The following is a 16,479-nucleotide window of genomic DNA, read 5'->3' as shown; positions in this document are numbered from 1 at the left end:
CTATGTCACAATACACATTTCCTAACGACTTTTGGTGGGGAAGCGCTGCTTCAGCTACGCAAACAGAAGGTGCTGCAGCAATGGACGGTAAAGGAAAAAACATTTGGGATTATTGGTATGAACAAGAACCGAATCGTTTTTTCCAACAAGTCGGCCCCAGTGAAGCGTCCCGTTTTTATGAAGCCTATCAAGCAGATATTGCCTTAATGAAAAAGTTAGGTCATAATTCCTTTCGTATGTCTATCTCCTGGTCACGTCTTATGCCAAATGGTACAGGAGAGGTGAATCCAGCAGCGGTGAATTTTTACCATCACGTACTGGATGAGCTAATCAATGCAGGAATTGAGCCTTTTGTAAACCTCTATCATTTTGATATGCCGCTAGCTATGCAACAGATAGGTGGCTGGGAAAACCGCGATGTTGTCGAAGCCTTTCAAGCATATACTCGTACTTGTTTCCAATTATTTGGTTCTAAAGTGAGCAAATGGTTTACACAGAATGAACCCATTGTTCCCGTAGAGGCTGGCTATTTATATGATATGCACTATCCAAATGTCGTTGATTTCAAACGAGCTGTTCAAGTAGGGTATCATTCTGCTTTAGCTAGTGCGAAAGCAATCCAAGCCTATAAAGAAGAAGGGCAACAAGGAAAGATAGGTATCATTTTAAATGTAACCCCATCTTATCCAAGAAGCAGCCATCCAGCTGACGTAAAAGCTGCGAAAATTGCAGATTTATTTTTTAACCGCTCTTTTTTAGATGTCTCTGTAAAAGGCGATTTTCCAGAAGAACTTATCCAATTACTAGAAAAACATGATCTGTTACCAGTCACTCAAACGGAGGATCGCGTCATTTTCTCAACATATACGATTGACCTTTTAGGGGTAAACTATTACCAGCCCCGTCGAGTAAAAGCAAAAGAATATGCCACTCATCCAGATGCACCATTAATGCCTGAGCATTTTTTTGACGCTTATGACATGCCAGGCAGAAAAATGAACCCCTATCGTGGTTGGGAAATATATGAAAAAGGCATTTATGATATTCTAATTAATTTAAAAGATAACTATAATAATGTAGAATGTTTCATTTCTGAAAATGGTATGGGTGTAGAAAATGAACAGCGATTTAAAGATGACTCCGGAATCATTCAAGATGATTATCGAATTGATTTTTACAAAGACCATTTAAAATGGGTTCACAAGGCTTTAGAAGAAGGAGCTAACGTAAAAGGGTATCACGTATGGACATTTATGGATAATTGGTCTTGGATGAATGCCTATAAAAATCGCTACGGCTTAGTTTCCGTTGATTTAAATAATAACGCGAAACGTTCTATTAAGAAGAGTGGTTATTGGTTTAAAGATGTCGCTACGAACAATGGCTTTTTTACAGAAGCATAAGATGTTAAGGTATTAAGCCGTGGGCATTGTCTCATGGCTTATTTGTTTCATCCTATTTTTCTAAGCTTGGTATTCCTCTATGAATGGTTTTAAAAAATATTCGTTAATATCTCTATATGTTGCTAACTTGTTTCTATTGCTAATTTCCCCCGTGCAAAACTTCATTGTTTTCTACATAAAGATCGTTGCCTAAAGCCAACTTCCCCCTTTCAGATAAAAATGATTCTTGTTTGTGATATAAGTAACAACATTTTTGTGAAATCACGAGCATTAAAGCGTATAAACATGTTTTTACCTTCATATGTTCACACATAAAATGATTTTACGGATATTTGTCGTTTTATGACCTTTTTTGTTGAATATTACTGCCATTATGCTATATTGAAGGAGAAGTGGAAATATATAGCAGATTACAGGACTTTTCTGCTAATTACAAAAATAGTTTTAATAAGGAGATGAAAAACATGACAGCGCAAAGTCAATTTTCAATGCCTTCCATTAACTTATTTGGTTCAGGAAGCATTCAAGAAACGGGTTCCCGTTTAAAAGATGTAAATGCAAAGAAAGCGCTATTAGTAACAGATGAGGGATTATTTAAATTAGGTATCGCAGACAAAATTGCGAACATTATTAAAGAAGCTGGGCTAGAAGTAGAAGTTTATCCAAAAGCTGAGCCAAACCCTACAGACAAAAACGTAGCAGATGGTGTAGAAGCCTATAAAGCTGCTAATTGTGACTCTCTTGTATCATTAGGAGGAGGATCTTCACATGACGCCGCTAAAGGTATTGGACTTGTTGTATCTAACGGTGGAACGATCCACGACTATGAGGGTGTAGATAAATCAGAGAACCCATTAGTTCCATTAATCGCCATTAACACAACAGCTGGAACAGCAAGTGAAATGACGAAGTTTACGATCATAACTGATGTAAAGCGGCACGTAAAAATGGCTATTATTGATAAGCATGTAACGCCTTTAGTATCCATTAACGATCCAGATTTAATGGTTGGTCTACCACCAGCACTAACTGCTGCTACAGGATTAGACGCTTTAACTCATGCTGTAGAAGCTTACGTTTCAACAGCGGCAACTCCAATGACAGATGCAGCTGCTGAAAAAGTATTTGAACTTATTCCTGAATATTTACCACGAGCATTTGCCAATGGACAAGATATCGAAGCGCGTGAAAAAATGGTTTACGCACAATTCTTAGCCGGCATGGCATTTAACAACGCTTCGTTAGGGTATGTGCATGCAATTGCTCACCAAATGGGCGGGTTCTATAACTTGCCACACGGTGTATGTAACGCCATCCTTTTACCACATGTGTGCCATTACAACCTTGTAGGCCGCGAAGATCGTTTTGCTAAAATGGCAGCTTATTTAGGTGAAAAAGTAGACGGATTGAGCAAACGTGAAGCAGCTGAAAAAGCAATTGCTGCCATTGAGCGTTTATCAAGAGACTTAAACATTCCATCTGGCTTTAAAGAACTCGGTGCAAAAGAAGAAGACATCCCTACCCTAGCAGAAAACGCTATGAAGGATGCTACGGCTGCAACCAATCCTAGAAAGCCAAAATTAGAAGAAGTTCAAGCAATCATTCGTAAAGCGATGTAAGTAGCATTTAAAAAAAATTTCTAAAAGTAACGTTTTAATAGCTATTATTTTTTAAAAATATGAAAACAAATACAAACTAACTCCCACTACCTGCTTCTCAGCAGGTAGTTTTTCTACGTCACATTCCCAGTAATTCAATCACACGCTTTGTTAAGTTTGGCACGATTTCAAAAGAATATGTCATCTCTACTCGTTCCAAACGCTTATGCGCATCCATACCGTACGGGCCGATGTTGATGACAGGTATATTTAAATCCCGTATATCCTCATAAGGAACAACATGTTTGCTCCCCCAACTTGGGCTGTTCTGGGTAACAGCTTGAATATCTGCTTGTGAATCTCTAATCGCCACAAAGCTCATATCTGAAATATGTGGAAAGAAATTTCTTGTTACTAAAGGATGCGAATAGTTTGGTTGTATTTCGGTGACCGCCTTCTCCAAAGCTTTGATGAGTGTCGCTTCTTTTTCATTGTCCTCCGATAAGTCCACTCTTGGTGAGTAAAGAGAAGCATAAAATAAAATAATTGCTGGTGTTTTATCTGTCATCCATTTCCAAGCCTCCTCCACAACATAAACAGAAAATAATCGGGTATCTAAATTTTCTTGTTGCAAAAGAAAATCTTTAAACGCTTGCATATGCTGTATAAAAGGTTCACCATGCTCCTCTATTAGCCTATTTTCCATTTCCTCATATGTTAGCACTCTTGGCTTCCATCCAAGCGGTGCAGGCGATTTCCCTCGAAGTTGACCAAATTGCTGATAGCGCTGTTGTAATTTTTCAATCGCCCGCTCAAAAGCAATGTAAGCCTCCCCTTTTAATGTTTCCAAAACCTCTGCCGGCGACCAGGAATGGGTAAAAAAATTATAGTATACATAAGCAGCCAGAGCAGTTTGCGTGGTATAAGCTGGCTTTAAATCGGTTTGCTTTAAAGAAACAGGTGGATGCGTCATTTCTCCATGTGCTTCATCACAAAGATGTGGGTTATAATTGATGTGATTTGTTAACTCGGCAACTATAAAATTCGGATCAAGCCCTTCGAAGCACGAGCCAACATGCGTTTCTGCTCCTAGAACAAGAAATGTCGGAAGCAATTTCCCCACGGTACCTTTATATATGTAGCGATTCTCATCTCCAGCAAATGCTGGTGCAACAAAGTCAGAATTAATAGCTGCTACATATTCAAAGCCTTGTTCCCTTTTCCATGATTTTAATAGCGGTATCGCGGATAAAATACCATGTGAACTATCTTCTTCATCGCAAGCTGCTAAAAATAACAAATTCCCTTCCAGCTCCTCGGGGTGGTTGGCATAATATTTCAACAAATATAAATGACTAGCAAGGCCGCTTTTCATATCTAAAGCTCCCCGACCAAACAACCAATCCCCTGATTCTAAGTCTGCTTTTACCGTAGATGGCAATTGCTCCTCTTTTAGGTGTTCCATCAACTCCTCTGGAGAACAAGCTACATGCTGTAAATGTTGAAAATCAAATGTATCAACCGTATCCAAATGTCCCATAAGAATGACCGTTCGATTACTGTTTCCTTTTGTCCCTTTTACAAACGCAAGCACATTATATCTTTCCATAGAATCATTTGCTGTCGGTTGTAAAAATACTTGATCAGCATGCCCTCTGAAATAGGGGTAATTGGAAATAATGGAATACAATGAAGATGCTATCGTTTTTTCCCCATCTGTATTTACCACGCTTTCCATGTGTACTAATTGTTTGGTTATATGCACTATTTCCTCTCTAGAATGTAACATCATATCAACCTCCTTAACACTATTGTACAAAAAGTAATACTATTATGATAACAAATTTTTAACATCTTTTTGGCAGCAATTTTAAGATCGCTACCACCAGTTAATTTGAGCCTCTCTTCTAAAAAGATGATGAGTCATTCTTAATACTAAATAGTTGATGCTACTGCACCATATTAATGTTTTGGGAACATCAACCCCCTTTATGTGGTGCTAAACCAATTTGAATATCGAGCTAATTTTTGTTATTATTAAAAAATTAACAACTTTAAATTTTCTCTCTACTTAAGCAAAAAATGAAAAGGAGCAAACGTATGCAAGTTATTCTGCAATCTATTTCAGAGTTTCTATGGGGACTGCCTCTTCTTATTGCTATTCTCTTTACCGGCGTGTATTTTTCCGTACGGAGTAAATTTTTTCAATTTCTTTATTTGCCACATATTCTGAATAAAACATTGCTAAGTATCTTTAAAAAGAAGGCCCCTAATGATGATCCGTCCTCCAAAGGGATTATTTCCTCCTTTGAAGCTGTTAGTACAGCTATTGGCGGTTCTGTTGGTGTTGCCAACATTGGCGGAGCCTCCACTGCAATTGCCGTCGGCGGGCCAGGTGCTGTATTTTGGCTTTGGATTTGCGCTCTCTTTGGTATGATTATAAAAACCGTGGAAGTAACCTTGTCTGTTCATTATCGCAGCACAGATGAAAATGGCGAACCATATGGCGGTCCAACCTATTATATGGAAAAAGGACTTGGAGAAGAGAATAAATTTCGCTACTGGATGATTCCTGCTATTCTATTTGGTTGCGGTATTTTTGGCACCTTCTTTTTTACATTGCAAAACTACACGATCTCCGAAGCAGTTAGCTCTACATTTAATATTGGCATGATCCCTGTCTCTTTAACACTTATGCTAGTTACATATTACGTCATCTATGGTGGTTTAAAGCATATTGGGAAGTTTGCAGCGAGACTCGTGCCCATTATGGTACTATTTTACATTCTGTCTGGTTTGTATATTATTTTGACCCACATCACCCAAATTGGCGACGTGTTTTCCATTATCTTTCAAGGCGCGTTTGGCGGGACAGCTGCTGTAGGCGGGTTTACTGGCGCAGCAGTAACACAAGCAATTAGTATGGGGATGGCAAGATCCGTCTATAGTAATGAAGCTGGTTGGGGGACCTCCCCGATGGTTCATTCAACTGCTAAAGTAAATCACCCCGTTAAACAAGGGCTTTGGGGCGCGTTTGAAGTATTTGTTGATACGATTGTGGTTTGTTCCCTCACTGCTTTTGTCATTATTATTACAGGTAAATGGTCTTCCGGCATGTCAGGTGCCGCATTAACATTATCGGCTTTTGAAATGGGCATAGGCGACACTGGAAGAGTTGTCATCACGATTTCGATTTTCTTATTTGGATTAACAACATTAACAGGTTGGTTTGTCTATTATGAAGTGCTACTGCGTCACCTATTACGAAATCAAAAGCGCGCTTTTAAAAAAGGCGTTTTGACGTTTTACAATTGGTTTTACCCTATACCAGGAACGGTTTTAGTCATCTATGCCGTAAGCTATGGTTTAACAGGTCAAACGGTCTGGTATTTTGCCGATATCGCTTCTGCTATTCCTACGTTTATTAATGTTATGGTGATTTTACTCTTAAGCAAAAAATTTTTCACCTTACTTCACGACTATAAAGCAAGATATTTAGGAATTGGGAAAATCGATCCAACCGTACATCTGTTTTATGAAGACGAGCATCCTCCATCATCTACTTTAAAAAACGTTCCTTAGGTAAACAATGCTCGGACTGCCAGCTTAACAACACAGCGAGTAGAAAGCATCAACGAAAGATTTAGGAATCATGCCACTAAAATCAGGAGGGATGCCAACGTCGTGCGGCAAGAATAACCAAAAAACAGTAGCAATTATAAAACGCTACTGTTTTTATATGGCTTTCAAGTGTAACGACTTGCGGATAGTTGTGAACTTCAGCGACTTTATTGTGAACTTCGAGTAACTATCTTGTGAACTTCAGCGACTTTCCATAAAACTCAAGCGAAATGATGATGAACTTCAGCGACTTTACAAATTTCCTCATTATCATTGAATATCATTTTCAATTACTTTGTTCAAATAACTATTTTTTATATGTGTGTAACCATAGCTTACCTAACAAACACTGTCATTTTCAGTAAAAAGGTAAATGCTTGACAAAAAACAACTACTAATTAATAATAGATGTGTGATTAGAATTATTATAGCTAAAGCTTTTGCTTTTTAGCTCATACATCAAAATACTTCTAGGAGGAAGATAATTATGTCTTTAATAGGAACCGAAGTACAACCATTCTCTGCAAAAGCCTTTAAGCAAGGTGAATTTATCGATGTTACAGAGGAAAATTTTAAAGGGCAATGGACAGTGCTTTGCTTTTACCCAGCAGACTTCTCATTCGTATGCCCAACAGAATTAGAAGATTTACAAAACGAATATGAAAATTTGAAAAAACTAGGTGCTGAAGTGTATTCTTGTTCTACAGACACACACTTCGTACACAAAGGTTGGCACGATGCGTCTGATAAAATTAATAAAATTGAATACGGAATGATTGGCGATCCTGCACAAACACTTACGCGTATGTTTGATGTGTTAAATGAAGAATCTGGTCTTGCTGATCGTGGAACGTTCATTATTGATCCAGATGGCGTTGTCCAAACTGTAGAAATCAATGCGGATGGTATCGGCCGTGATGCTAGCTCATTAGCTGATAAAATCAAAGCTGCACAATATGTACGTAACAACCCAGGTGAAGTATGTCCTGCAAAATGGAAAGAAGGCGAAGAAACACTTAAACCAAGCCTTGACCTAGTAGGTAAAATCTAAGGAGTGCTATAAATGGTACTAGACCCAGAGATCAAGTCACAATTACAACAATATCTTGAACTATTAGAAAACGATCTAGTGCTTAAAGTAAGCACTGGAGACGATAAAATATCAAAGGACATGCTAGCTCTTACAGATGAGCTAGCTAATATGTCCAATAAAATAACAGTTGAACATACAAAGCTAGCGAAAACACCAAGCTTTAGTATTAATCGTGTCGGGGAGGACTCAGGCATTGCGTTTGCTGGTCTTCCACTTGGGCATGAATTTAATTCACTCGTCTTAGCTCTCTTACAGGTGAGTGGCAGACCGCCAAAATTAGATCAAAAAATGATTGACCAAATTAAAAGCATTACAGAAGAATATCACTTTGAAACATATGTTAGTCTAAGCTGTAACAACTGTCCTGACGTGGTTCAAGCGTTAAATATGATGAGCGTACTCAATCCAAATATTTCGCATACGATGATTGACGGTGCAGCGTTTAAAGACGAAGTAGAAAGCAAGAACATTATGGCAGTCCCGGCTGTCTATTTAAATGGAGAATTCTTTAATGGTGGGCGAATCACCCTTGAAGAGTTACTAGAAAAAATCGGACATGGTGTAGATGCTTCTGAGCTTTCTGAAAAAGAGCCCTTTGACGTTCTTGTCGTGGGCGGTGGCCCAGCAGGTGCTAGCTCAGCTATATATGCTGCTCGTAAAGGAATCCGTACTGGTATCGTTGCTGAACGCTTTGGCGGTCAAGTTCAAGATACACTTAGTATCGAAAACTTTATTAGCGTCAAGCGTACGGAAGGACCAAAGCTAGTTGCTAACCTAGAAGAACATGTCAATGATTACAACATTGATGTCATGAACTCTCAACGCGCCAGAAACCTCGAAAAGAAAGATATGTTTGAGCTCGAACTTGAAAATGGCGCTGTACTAAAAAGTAAAAGTGTCATTATTTCTACAGGCGCTCGTTGGCGAAACATTGGCGTTCCTGGCGAACAAGAATTTAAAAACAACGGTGTAGCATATTGCCCACACTGTGACGGTCCATTGTTCGAAGGAAAAGACGTCGCTGTTATCGGCGGAGGTAATTCTGGAATTGAAGCAGCTATCGACCTCGCTGGAATTGTGAAGCATGTCACGGTACTTGAATTCGCGCCAGAACTAAAAGCTGACGAAGTGCTACAAAAACGCTTGTACAGCTTACCAAACGTAACAGTCATTAAAAATGCACAAACAAAAGAAATTACTGGTACAGACAGTGTAAATGGCATTACCTATGTCGATCGCGAAACAAAAGAAGAAAAACACATTGAACTTCAAGGCGTATTCGTACAAATTGGACTCGTTCCAAATACAGAATGGCTTGATGGCACTGTGGAACGCAACCGCATGGGCGAAATCCTTGTAGACAAACAAGGACAAACAAACGTCCCTGGCTTGTTTGCCGCAGGAGATTGTACCGATAGCGCTTATAACCAAATTATCATTTCTATGGGATCAGGCGCAACTGCTGCTCTAGGCGCATTTGACTACTTGATTCGTAATTAAATAATACCTTTGTGTACAAAGTCGCTATACTACCTATCAGGGGTAGTATAGTGGCTTTTTTATACAGCAAGAGATTCCGACGCGCAAGATTAGCTTGCTTCACGGGTTCTCCTCCGTTGCGTGGATGCAAGACTTGTGATTGGTGACTTATCGTAAGACGATTTCGTGAAGTCGCCTAGTCCCTGGACGCTGGAGCCGGACGTGGCTATTCCGTTAAATCGGTATCCCAAAGCAACAATATCATACTTTCTTATCCTTTTAGAAAAATTTAGCTATCGCCAGTCCTTTTGGCGATAAACCGTCGTTGTTTCGCTTATACCTTCAGGCTTAAAAAATTTTCACTTTCCTGTAGTGTCAAATATGTACATTCGCCCATCCTTCTGCATAGGATATGGTAATTATGATTAGAAAGGATGGAACAATATGTATTATTATCCGTATGTATACCCTTATCCTTACTATATGAACAATCCAAATTACTATAGTAGATATGCACCTATGCATGCAAATATGGATGGTGCACCTCTAGCTTATCAAAATTTTGCTTATGCCTATCCGGCTTATCCAAATCCCTTTTACCAAGTAGACGATCGTTCACACTTGAAAGACTACGGCGGAAAACCATATGTGGTAAATATTGAGGAAGCTACAGAGGAAAATGAAACATTTCGCACAGCCATTTGGACGGGAGATCATTTACAAGTAACCGTCATGAGTATTCCCGTAGGTGGAGATGTTGGATTAGAGGTTCACCCAAACGTAGACCAGTTTTTACGCATTGAAGAAGGGGAAGGAATAACACAAATGGGCAATACAAAAGATAATCTCACTTTTCAGCGTAACGTCTATGATGACTATGCCATTATGGTTCCTGCTGGCACATGGCATAACATAACAAATACAGGCGATAAACCATTGAAGCTTTATTCTATTTACGGACCGCCAAACCACCCATTTGGAACGGTACATCGAACACAGGAAGAGGCCATGGAGATGGAAGAGCATTATCATTAATATCGTATGAGCTTAATACTATTCCATGGAATTTAACTTTACGGACAGAATATACACAAATGCAGTAGGAGCGCTTTATACCACTGGAACATGTTGTTAGAAGATATTTTTTATTCTTTCAAGGTCTAAGTCGCATATTATTATAAAACTTAGACCTTTTTATACTATTTTTCTTATTGAAGGTTCCCTATGTTTAAATGTTGAATAATGCTTTCCGCTTCCCACAAATCTTTTATTTAAAAAGACCGCAACATCTGTTCATGACCACGTATCTTTAGTAGCTTAGATCTCCACCACTTTTCTATATAAGTTAAAGCCCACTCCTAGAAAACAGCTTCCTTTACCCGTTTATGATCGCTTCAGCAGAAAGAAAAACTCATCTTTTACTTGGAAAAAGCGTGTACGACCATGAATATATGAGATCGACTACAAATACAATCCCCCATAGCATTCCAATAGAAAAAAGTGTCTTATTCGGGTATGGTGACTGTGTAAAATCTCCTTGCTCTACCCATGATAAATCAGTCAGATATGCTTTCATTTCCTCCCAACTATCTGTTCCTAATGACCAGAAAATGGTTTGCCCTAGGATAAACAATACAATATGAATCATAGAAGAGATACGATACTTCTTGGCAATGTATTTAGGATTTTTATTTCTGTCCATAATGGTATAATCTTTATCCGTTAGCAATTCTACGCCACGCCAATTTCCAATCTTATTCCGCATCCAACGGTCTAACCTTATGAAATCAAAGATACCAAATGTACAAGCATAGATGACAAAAATCGTAATTACGATAAGAAAATTTGAAATCTCTCCCGTATGCTGATATACATACATGCCCAATAAGGCTTCTGCAACTAATAGTATGAAAAACAAGCAGATGAATAACACGCTCGTTTTCGTCTTATTGAAAAAGTATCGGAACAGGCCGAATAGTAGTAATGAAAGGAGGGATAACACTTCAGCGACGATAAATATTTCCCAGCTATACTTTACGAAAAAACTCAGATGATCAACCCCTTATGAAAAGATGTAATCAAGCTTCCTTTCTATTGTTTTGAAAAATAACAAACGCTTTTTCTACAAACTCTAATAGTTCTTGATCCACTGGATAAAAACCAGCTTCCTGTGATTTTTCAGGTGATTTTCTTATTTCCCATAACTTATCTATAAATTCTGGACAATCACCGTAAACCTCCACCGTTTTTTCATCCATCCGTCTAATAATTCGTTGCACTTCTGGTGCAGAGACTCCTTTTAGCATATGCTGTTTTAATTGGGCCATTAGCGCGATCCATTCCATTGTATCTGGATCACCGTGATTAATATTTGGAAGCATATCCAACAGCTTTCTTTCTTCTTGATCAAACATTTGTTTTAAATACGCTTCCCTTTTATGAAAATCTTTCTGGTAAATTTGAATGAGTTTTTGTAATTGAAGCAAGTCAATTTGCTCTTCCAGTACCATTTCATGTAACAACCCACGTAGGATGCTTTCCATTTCCCCTAGCTTTTCTTTTTCTTTTAAAATGTAATTCAATTGATTTTGCAAACCACTAAACCAATCATGGTTTTCATTCTCCAGCATATCCTTAATAGCTTGCAGACTAAATCCTAACGTTTTCAAAAACTGAATTTCTTGTAATTTTATTAGCTCTTTCTCTCCATACAGTCTATGCCCGCCTTCCGTCTTGTCGGCTGGTGAAAGTAAATTGATTTGGTCATAGTATCGCATCGTTCGTACCGTTATTCCCGTCTGTTTGGTTATTTCTTTTATAGAAATCACTGCAAACTCTCCCCCCCACTTTTCCTACGTTATAGTAAGTATACAAAATGACGTAACGTCACTTTCAAGCATTTCACCATTTATAGGGAAATTTATTATTTCATTTTAGAAAAACTTGGCTTGTCGCCAAGTCTTATGGCGAATGGCTTTGTTTTTCTTATACTATAAATCTATAGACTTTATACTTTCCTATAGTGTAAAAAAAGGATACCTCATGGCACCCTTTTTTTCCTTCCACTTATAGATGAAACTGACGCTGAAACGTTTCACATCCATATCCCATTTATGTTACACATTCTGAAAAATAGTCAACGAAGAAAAAATTCCTTTAAAGTTGTTAACTTCTTCACGCTTTAAACCGCTTCCTTCGAACAAAGAAATGCAAGCAATTATTTTTTCCATTCCAGCAAATATTCCTTTTCCCCTGTAGGTTCATCTACCAATTCTTCACAAATTGCAAAAGCCTGTTTGAGGTAAAAACCGACCGCCTGCTTGTTTTTCTGATAGACTTTTAATTGTATGTGATTGCGGTTTGCTTTAACAAATTGCAATAGTTCTTTACCGTAGCCTTTTCCTTGACAAGCAACTTTCACAAATACAGCTGCTAAATAATTGTCAACCATTGCAATAAAACCTACTATCTCGCTATCCGCCAAAATAACATGCGTTTCCGCCATTGGCAAATACGTTTCCTTCATCGCTTTTCGTTGTGACTCCCAGTACGCTTGCTCGATAAAGTTGTGCGCATACAGGGAGCCTTGATACCAAATATCCACTAATTGATCCAATTCATCTGGATGATACTTCCTTATGTTCATGTTTTCTCACCTTTTCATCTTCCTTGAGCAACTGCTCGTCTATATTATATGGGAAATCTTTTATTCTAGCAATCATCCCTTCCATATCATCAGCTCTTAACACAACAGATGTGATAGATCTTGTTTTGCCAAAGATCTTTTTCAATGGCACAGGTTGTTTAAGTATGAACGCATAATGTGGATCATCCCACTGCATGAGCGAAACATAAGTATGCTTTGGTATTTTCGTTTCAAAGGAAATGGGTTGTGCAGCTACAATCTCGCTTATATTACGAATATCTAATTCTAGATTACTTTGAAAGCCAAATTGTATGTTAACCTTATTCCCTTCTATTACATGGGGCTTATGTTTCGCTGATTGAAACAGCGCCATGCAATAAACGAGCGCATGTACATGTATGATGGTGGTAATCCAAGCAATGGTTTCATTCCAAAAATGCAGGAGGAAATGCAACAGACCTCCTTCTAAAATCGTTAACATACTAAAAACTATTGTAATTACCTTCATTTGTGACGTTTGATGATACTTATACACATTTTCATCCCTAGCAGGTGCTGGATGTTTTTTCAACCAAACGACTACGCCATAATACCACAAACGCATATACATCAAGCCTATCTGCTTTAACATTCCTCCTCGAACTCCATCTGTTCCATATAGACGTCAATAGCTTGACTAATAAACGATTCTACTTCTTTTGGTAGTAAAGTAAAGTGATATAGAGCATCACCTTCTATTTCTAACGCATTTATTTGTTCAAAAATATCCTCCCCCCATAAATTCCCAATGTATTCTAACAATTGTGCTACTTCCATTTGCACGTCAGCATGCTCTGGAGAGAGACCTTGATAATATAGTTGTTGTAAATGATGTACATATACCATCGTCTTGCGTTCTATTTCCAGCCTTTCTTCTTCAGACAAATGGCGCATGAAAATTTTCTCCATGGCAGATGGAGACAAATGATTGGCTAGCCATTGCTCCACATCTTCTTCTGTCTGTGTTGCATGAATAATTGCTAATAACAAATCTTTATTTATTTCGCTCATGTCTGCCATCTTCTCTACTCTTGAAATAGTGCGAATGACATGATGAAGGTGATCTCGTTTTTCTTCAAGTAATTTTTTTTGCTCTTTTAACGTTTCCTGCATGTTTTTCGCCGGGCTCTCATAGAGGTGTGCTTTAATCTGTTTTAACGAAAACCCTAAATATTTGAATGTAATGATTTTTTGTGCGGTAAATATATCCTCATGCGTATACAAACGGTGGCCGTGATCCGTGTAATTGGTGGGCTTTAATACTCCTTTTCGATCATAGTATTGTAACGTACGCTCCGTTATACCAATCATGTTTGCAAACTGTTTCACTGTAAAATACGCTTCACTCATTCTCAATCTCCTCCCCTTGATCTTCTTTCTCATAGTTTAACTTATGACGTAACGTCATAGGCAAGGAAAACTTAATTTTGTTTAACCGCTATCCAATGGTAAAATAGAATTATAGAATCTCTCTTCTGAATAAAGAAAGCAGGTGACAGCATGGCAGATTTCTCCCATTTTAATGAACATGGTAGGGCTAAAATGGTGGATATATCCGACAAACATGAAAGTGAGCGAAAAGCCATTGCCCGTTCAAGTGTAAACATGAATAAATTGGTTTATGAAAATATTGTGGAACAAAAAAACAAAAAGGGCGATGTACTAGGTGTTGCTCAAATAGCTGGTATTATGGGCGCCAAGCAAACATCATCCATTATTCCCATGTGCCACCCGATTCCCATTAGCAGTGTAGATCTTTCCTTTACTTGGGTGGAACTAGAGGCGTACGATATGTATCAGTTAGTGATTGAAGCTGAAGTGAAAACAGTCGGGTCTACTGGAGTAGAAATGGAAGCATTAACTTCAGCTGCCACAGCAGCTTTGACGGTATATGACATGTGTAAGGCAATCGACAAAGCAATGACGATTGGACCAACTTTTTTACAAGAGAAAAGCGGAGGAAAAAACGGTGATTACCATCGGGAGACAAACTAGCTTTTAGCTGTTTTCTAATAAACTCGCCCCTTAAATCTTTCATTATGGCAACATGACAGCGTGATTTTCTTTAAATAGCAGGGGGTATACCCTGCTATTTTTATACCATTCTTTTCGTTCCAATAGTATCGCAAAAACAAAGGTTTACTATTTAAGTAGTCTTAAAATCATGTTGAAATTCAATACTATACTTTTTATAAAAACTACTTTACCTATTCATTTACAATTCAATACCACAAATTAAAAAAATCCTGTGCACACAAGAAAGTATTCACAGGATAAGCCTACGTTTTAAGCGCATTATTCTATCTTAAACTATAGAAAAACGACGGCACTTTTGCGCCATAAGACTTGGCGACAAGCCAAGCTTTTCTAAGAATATGATTAATAAAATCAGGCGGATATTACTCTTCTATAATCTCTTGAAGAAAGCTTACACCTTCTGCTGTAGCAGGTAAATGAAAAAATTCACAGAAGGTTGCACCAACATCAGACATAGTTTCCCTCATACCAATATTCACTTTTTTCACCTTTTTGCCTACCACCATAATTGGAACATACTCTCGTGTATGATTAGAATGTCCGATGGTTGGATCGTTCCCATGGTCAGCCATAATAATTAAAATGTCATCTTCAGCCAATTTAGGAATGAACTTTTGTAACCATTGATCCGTTTCATTTAACAATTCACAATACCAATCTACATTTTCGGCATGCCCTGCTAAATCCGTTTCTTGCACATTTACCAAAAATGCTGCATCATTTTTTTCTTTTTGGTACGCTTCATCAACTTTTTTTAATAATTGGGTCGTGTTCACAATAGGCTCAGCGGGGCCTTCACCATGCAAGACATCCGCCGTTTTTCCTAAGCGATAAACTTTTAGCCCATGTTTTGCAGCAATCATAGGGAATTGTTTGTTAATTTCTACACCATACCCCATATGATAAACATCGTACCCTTCTCCATAAACTTTCGCCTTGGGTGTGTCCACACCCCACTGCCCTTTATTTTTTTCCTTCACACAAGACAATATATGGTCAATGGAAGTGTATGGACCACCGAATGCAATAACTCTCGTTGTATCTACATTGGCACGAATGACTTCTCCTAGTTTTTTAACTTTGTTGAACGGCATTTTTTTAAAATCTGCTGTCACATTAATAATGTTACCAACCTCAGACTCTAAGTTATCCCCAACAACTACGGCGTTGTCAACTAGAAGAATAGGACAAGAATCAATTGGATATGTGACCTTATAGCCTTTTTCTTCCAGAGCTTGCTTTAGTTGAGCATGAATATCTTTCATTAATCTTTTATAAGACTTTTTCGGACAGCTTCCAGCAATCTCTTGATGCCCTAGATAGGTATCTGCTCCATGGTGCGCCAATTTGGAATAGCCATACGCATTTTCTGGCACAGGTCTACCATCTACAAGTGTTCCTAAGCCCATCTCGTACATCTTCGGTATATCCAGCTCGCATTGTTTTGCCTCTCGAATATGTTTATAAGTGTTTGCATTACAATCAGAAGGTATATATGCAGCACAATCATCCATCGCCCCTATACCAAAACTATCAATGACAAGTAACATCATTTTAGGCATG

At 38.2% G+C, this 16,479-nt stretch carries 14 protein-coding genes; 7 read left to right on the top strand and 7 right to left on the bottom strand.

The window, feature by feature from the left end; all coding sequences use genetic code 11:
* Positions 1 to 2 precede the first annotated feature (2 nt).
* Together BUB45_RS07765 and BUB45_RS07760 are read left to right on the top strand one after the other, a co-directional pair.
* Positions 3 to 1,403 (top strand): glycoside hydrolase family 1 protein, encoded by a 1,401-nt coding sequence (locus BUB45_RS07765; protein WP_073006997.1) that lies wholly within the window; start codon positions 3 to 5, stop codon positions 1,401 to 1,403.
* A gap of 464 nt (positions 1,404 to 1,867) precedes the next feature.
* Positions 1,868 to 3,022: an iron-containing alcohol dehydrogenase gene (locus BUB45_RS07760; protein ID WP_073006996.1), complete on the top strand. Its 1,155-nt coding sequence runs from the start codon at positions 1,868 to 1,870 to the stop codon at positions 3,020 to 3,022.
* Between the two features lie 118 nt (positions 3,023 to 3,140).
* Here the strand turns inward: BUB45_RS07760 and BUB45_RS07755 are convergent, their stop codons facing one another.
* Positions 3,141 to 4,790, bottom strand: a complete 1,650-nt coding sequence (locus BUB45_RS07755; RefSeq protein ID WP_073006994.1) for a M20/M25/M40 family metallo-hydrolase — start codon at positions 4,788 to 4,790, stop codon at positions 3,141 to 3,143.
* A 311-nt stretch (positions 4,791 to 5,101) separates the two neighbouring features.
* On the opposite strand from BUB45_RS07755, the gene BUB45_RS07750 reads away from it, so the two are divergent.
* The 4 genes from BUB45_RS07750 to BUB45_RS07735 all read left to right on the top strand — a co-directional run bounded on the left by BUB45_RS07750 (position 5,102) and on the right by BUB45_RS07735 (position 10,229).
* A complete protein-coding gene (locus BUB45_RS07750; protein WP_073006993.1) occupies positions 5,102 to 6,583 on the top strand; it encodes an alanine/glycine:cation symporter family protein in 1,482 nt (493 codons plus the stop codon).
* A gap of 526 nt (positions 6,584 to 7,109) precedes the next feature.
* Positions 7,110 to 7,673 (top strand): alkyl hydroperoxide reductase subunit C, encoded by a 564-nt coding sequence (gene ahpC, locus BUB45_RS07745; protein WP_073006991.1) that lies wholly within the window; start codon positions 7,110 to 7,112, stop codon positions 7,671 to 7,673.
* Between the two features lie 12 nt (positions 7,674 to 7,685).
* Positions 7,686 to 9,215, top strand: a complete 1,530-nt coding sequence (ahpF, locus tag BUB45_RS07740; protein WP_073006989.1) for an alkyl hydroperoxide reductase subunit F — start codon at positions 7,686 to 7,688, stop codon at positions 9,213 to 9,215.
* Between the two features lie 423 nt (positions 9,216 to 9,638).
* Positions 9,639 to 10,229: a cupin domain-containing protein gene (locus BUB45_RS07735; protein ID WP_073006988.1), complete on the top strand. Its 591-nt coding sequence runs from the start codon at positions 9,639 to 9,641 to the stop codon at positions 10,227 to 10,229.
* Positions 10,230 to 10,605: 376 nt separating this feature from the next.
* Here BUB45_RS07735 and BUB45_RS07730 read toward each other — a convergent pair whose 3' ends face one another.
* The 5 genes from BUB45_RS07730 to BUB45_RS07710 form a co-directional block, all read right to left on the bottom strand.
* On the bottom strand, positions 10,606 to 11,112 hold the full coding sequence (locus BUB45_RS07730) for a hypothetical protein (RefSeq protein WP_342068346.1): 507 nt from the start codon (positions 11,110 to 11,112) through the stop codon (positions 10,606 to 10,608).
* 160 nt (positions 11,113 to 11,272) lie between these two features.
* Positions 11,273 to 12,022: a MerR family transcriptional regulator gene (locus tag BUB45_RS07725; protein ID WP_073006984.1), complete on the bottom strand. Its 750-nt coding sequence runs from the start codon at positions 12,020 to 12,022 to the stop codon at positions 11,273 to 11,275.
* 389 nt (positions 12,023 to 12,411) lie between these two features.
* On the bottom strand, positions 12,412 to 12,840 hold the full coding sequence (locus BUB45_RS07720; protein ID WP_073006983.1) for an N-acetyltransferase: 429 nt from the start codon (positions 12,838 to 12,840) through the stop codon (positions 12,412 to 12,414).
* Positions 12,812 to 13,471: a hypothetical protein gene (locus tag BUB45_RS07715; RefSeq protein ID WP_073006981.1), complete on the bottom strand. Its 660-nt coding sequence runs from the start codon at positions 13,469 to 13,471 to the stop codon at positions 12,812 to 12,814. Before BUB45_RS07715 ends, BUB45_RS07720 begins: the two co-directional genes overlap by 29 nt.
* Positions 13,465 to 14,229, bottom strand: a complete 765-nt coding sequence (locus BUB45_RS07710) for a MerR family transcriptional regulator (RefSeq protein ID WP_073006980.1) — start codon at positions 14,227 to 14,229, stop codon at positions 13,465 to 13,467. The genes BUB45_RS07715 and BUB45_RS07710 overlap by 7 nt, the downstream gene beginning before the upstream one ends.
* 150 nt (positions 14,230 to 14,379) lie before the next feature.
* On the opposite strand from BUB45_RS07710, the gene moaC reads away from it, so the two are divergent.
* Entirely contained in the window at positions 14,380 to 14,874 is a 495-nt protein-coding gene (moaC, locus tag BUB45_RS07705) for a cyclic pyranopterin monophosphate synthase MoaC (RefSeq protein WP_073006978.1), read from the top strand.
* Positions 14,875 to 15,278: 404 nt separating this feature from the next.
* On the opposite strand, the gene BUB45_RS07700 is transcribed toward moaC, so the two are convergent.
* Complete coding sequence (locus tag BUB45_RS07700; protein ID WP_073006976.1) at positions 15,279 to 16,478, bottom strand: phosphopentomutase; 1,200 nt, start codon at positions 16,476 to 16,478, stop codon at positions 15,279 to 15,281.
* Position 16,479: the final 1 nt, after the last annotated feature.

It is taken from the genome of Virgibacillus chiguensis (assembly GCF_900129865.1).
GTDB lineage: Bacteria > Bacillota > Bacilli > Bacillales > Amphibacillaceae > Virgibacillus > Virgibacillus chiguensis.
This window is presented reverse-complemented; position numbering and strand designations above follow the sequence as displayed.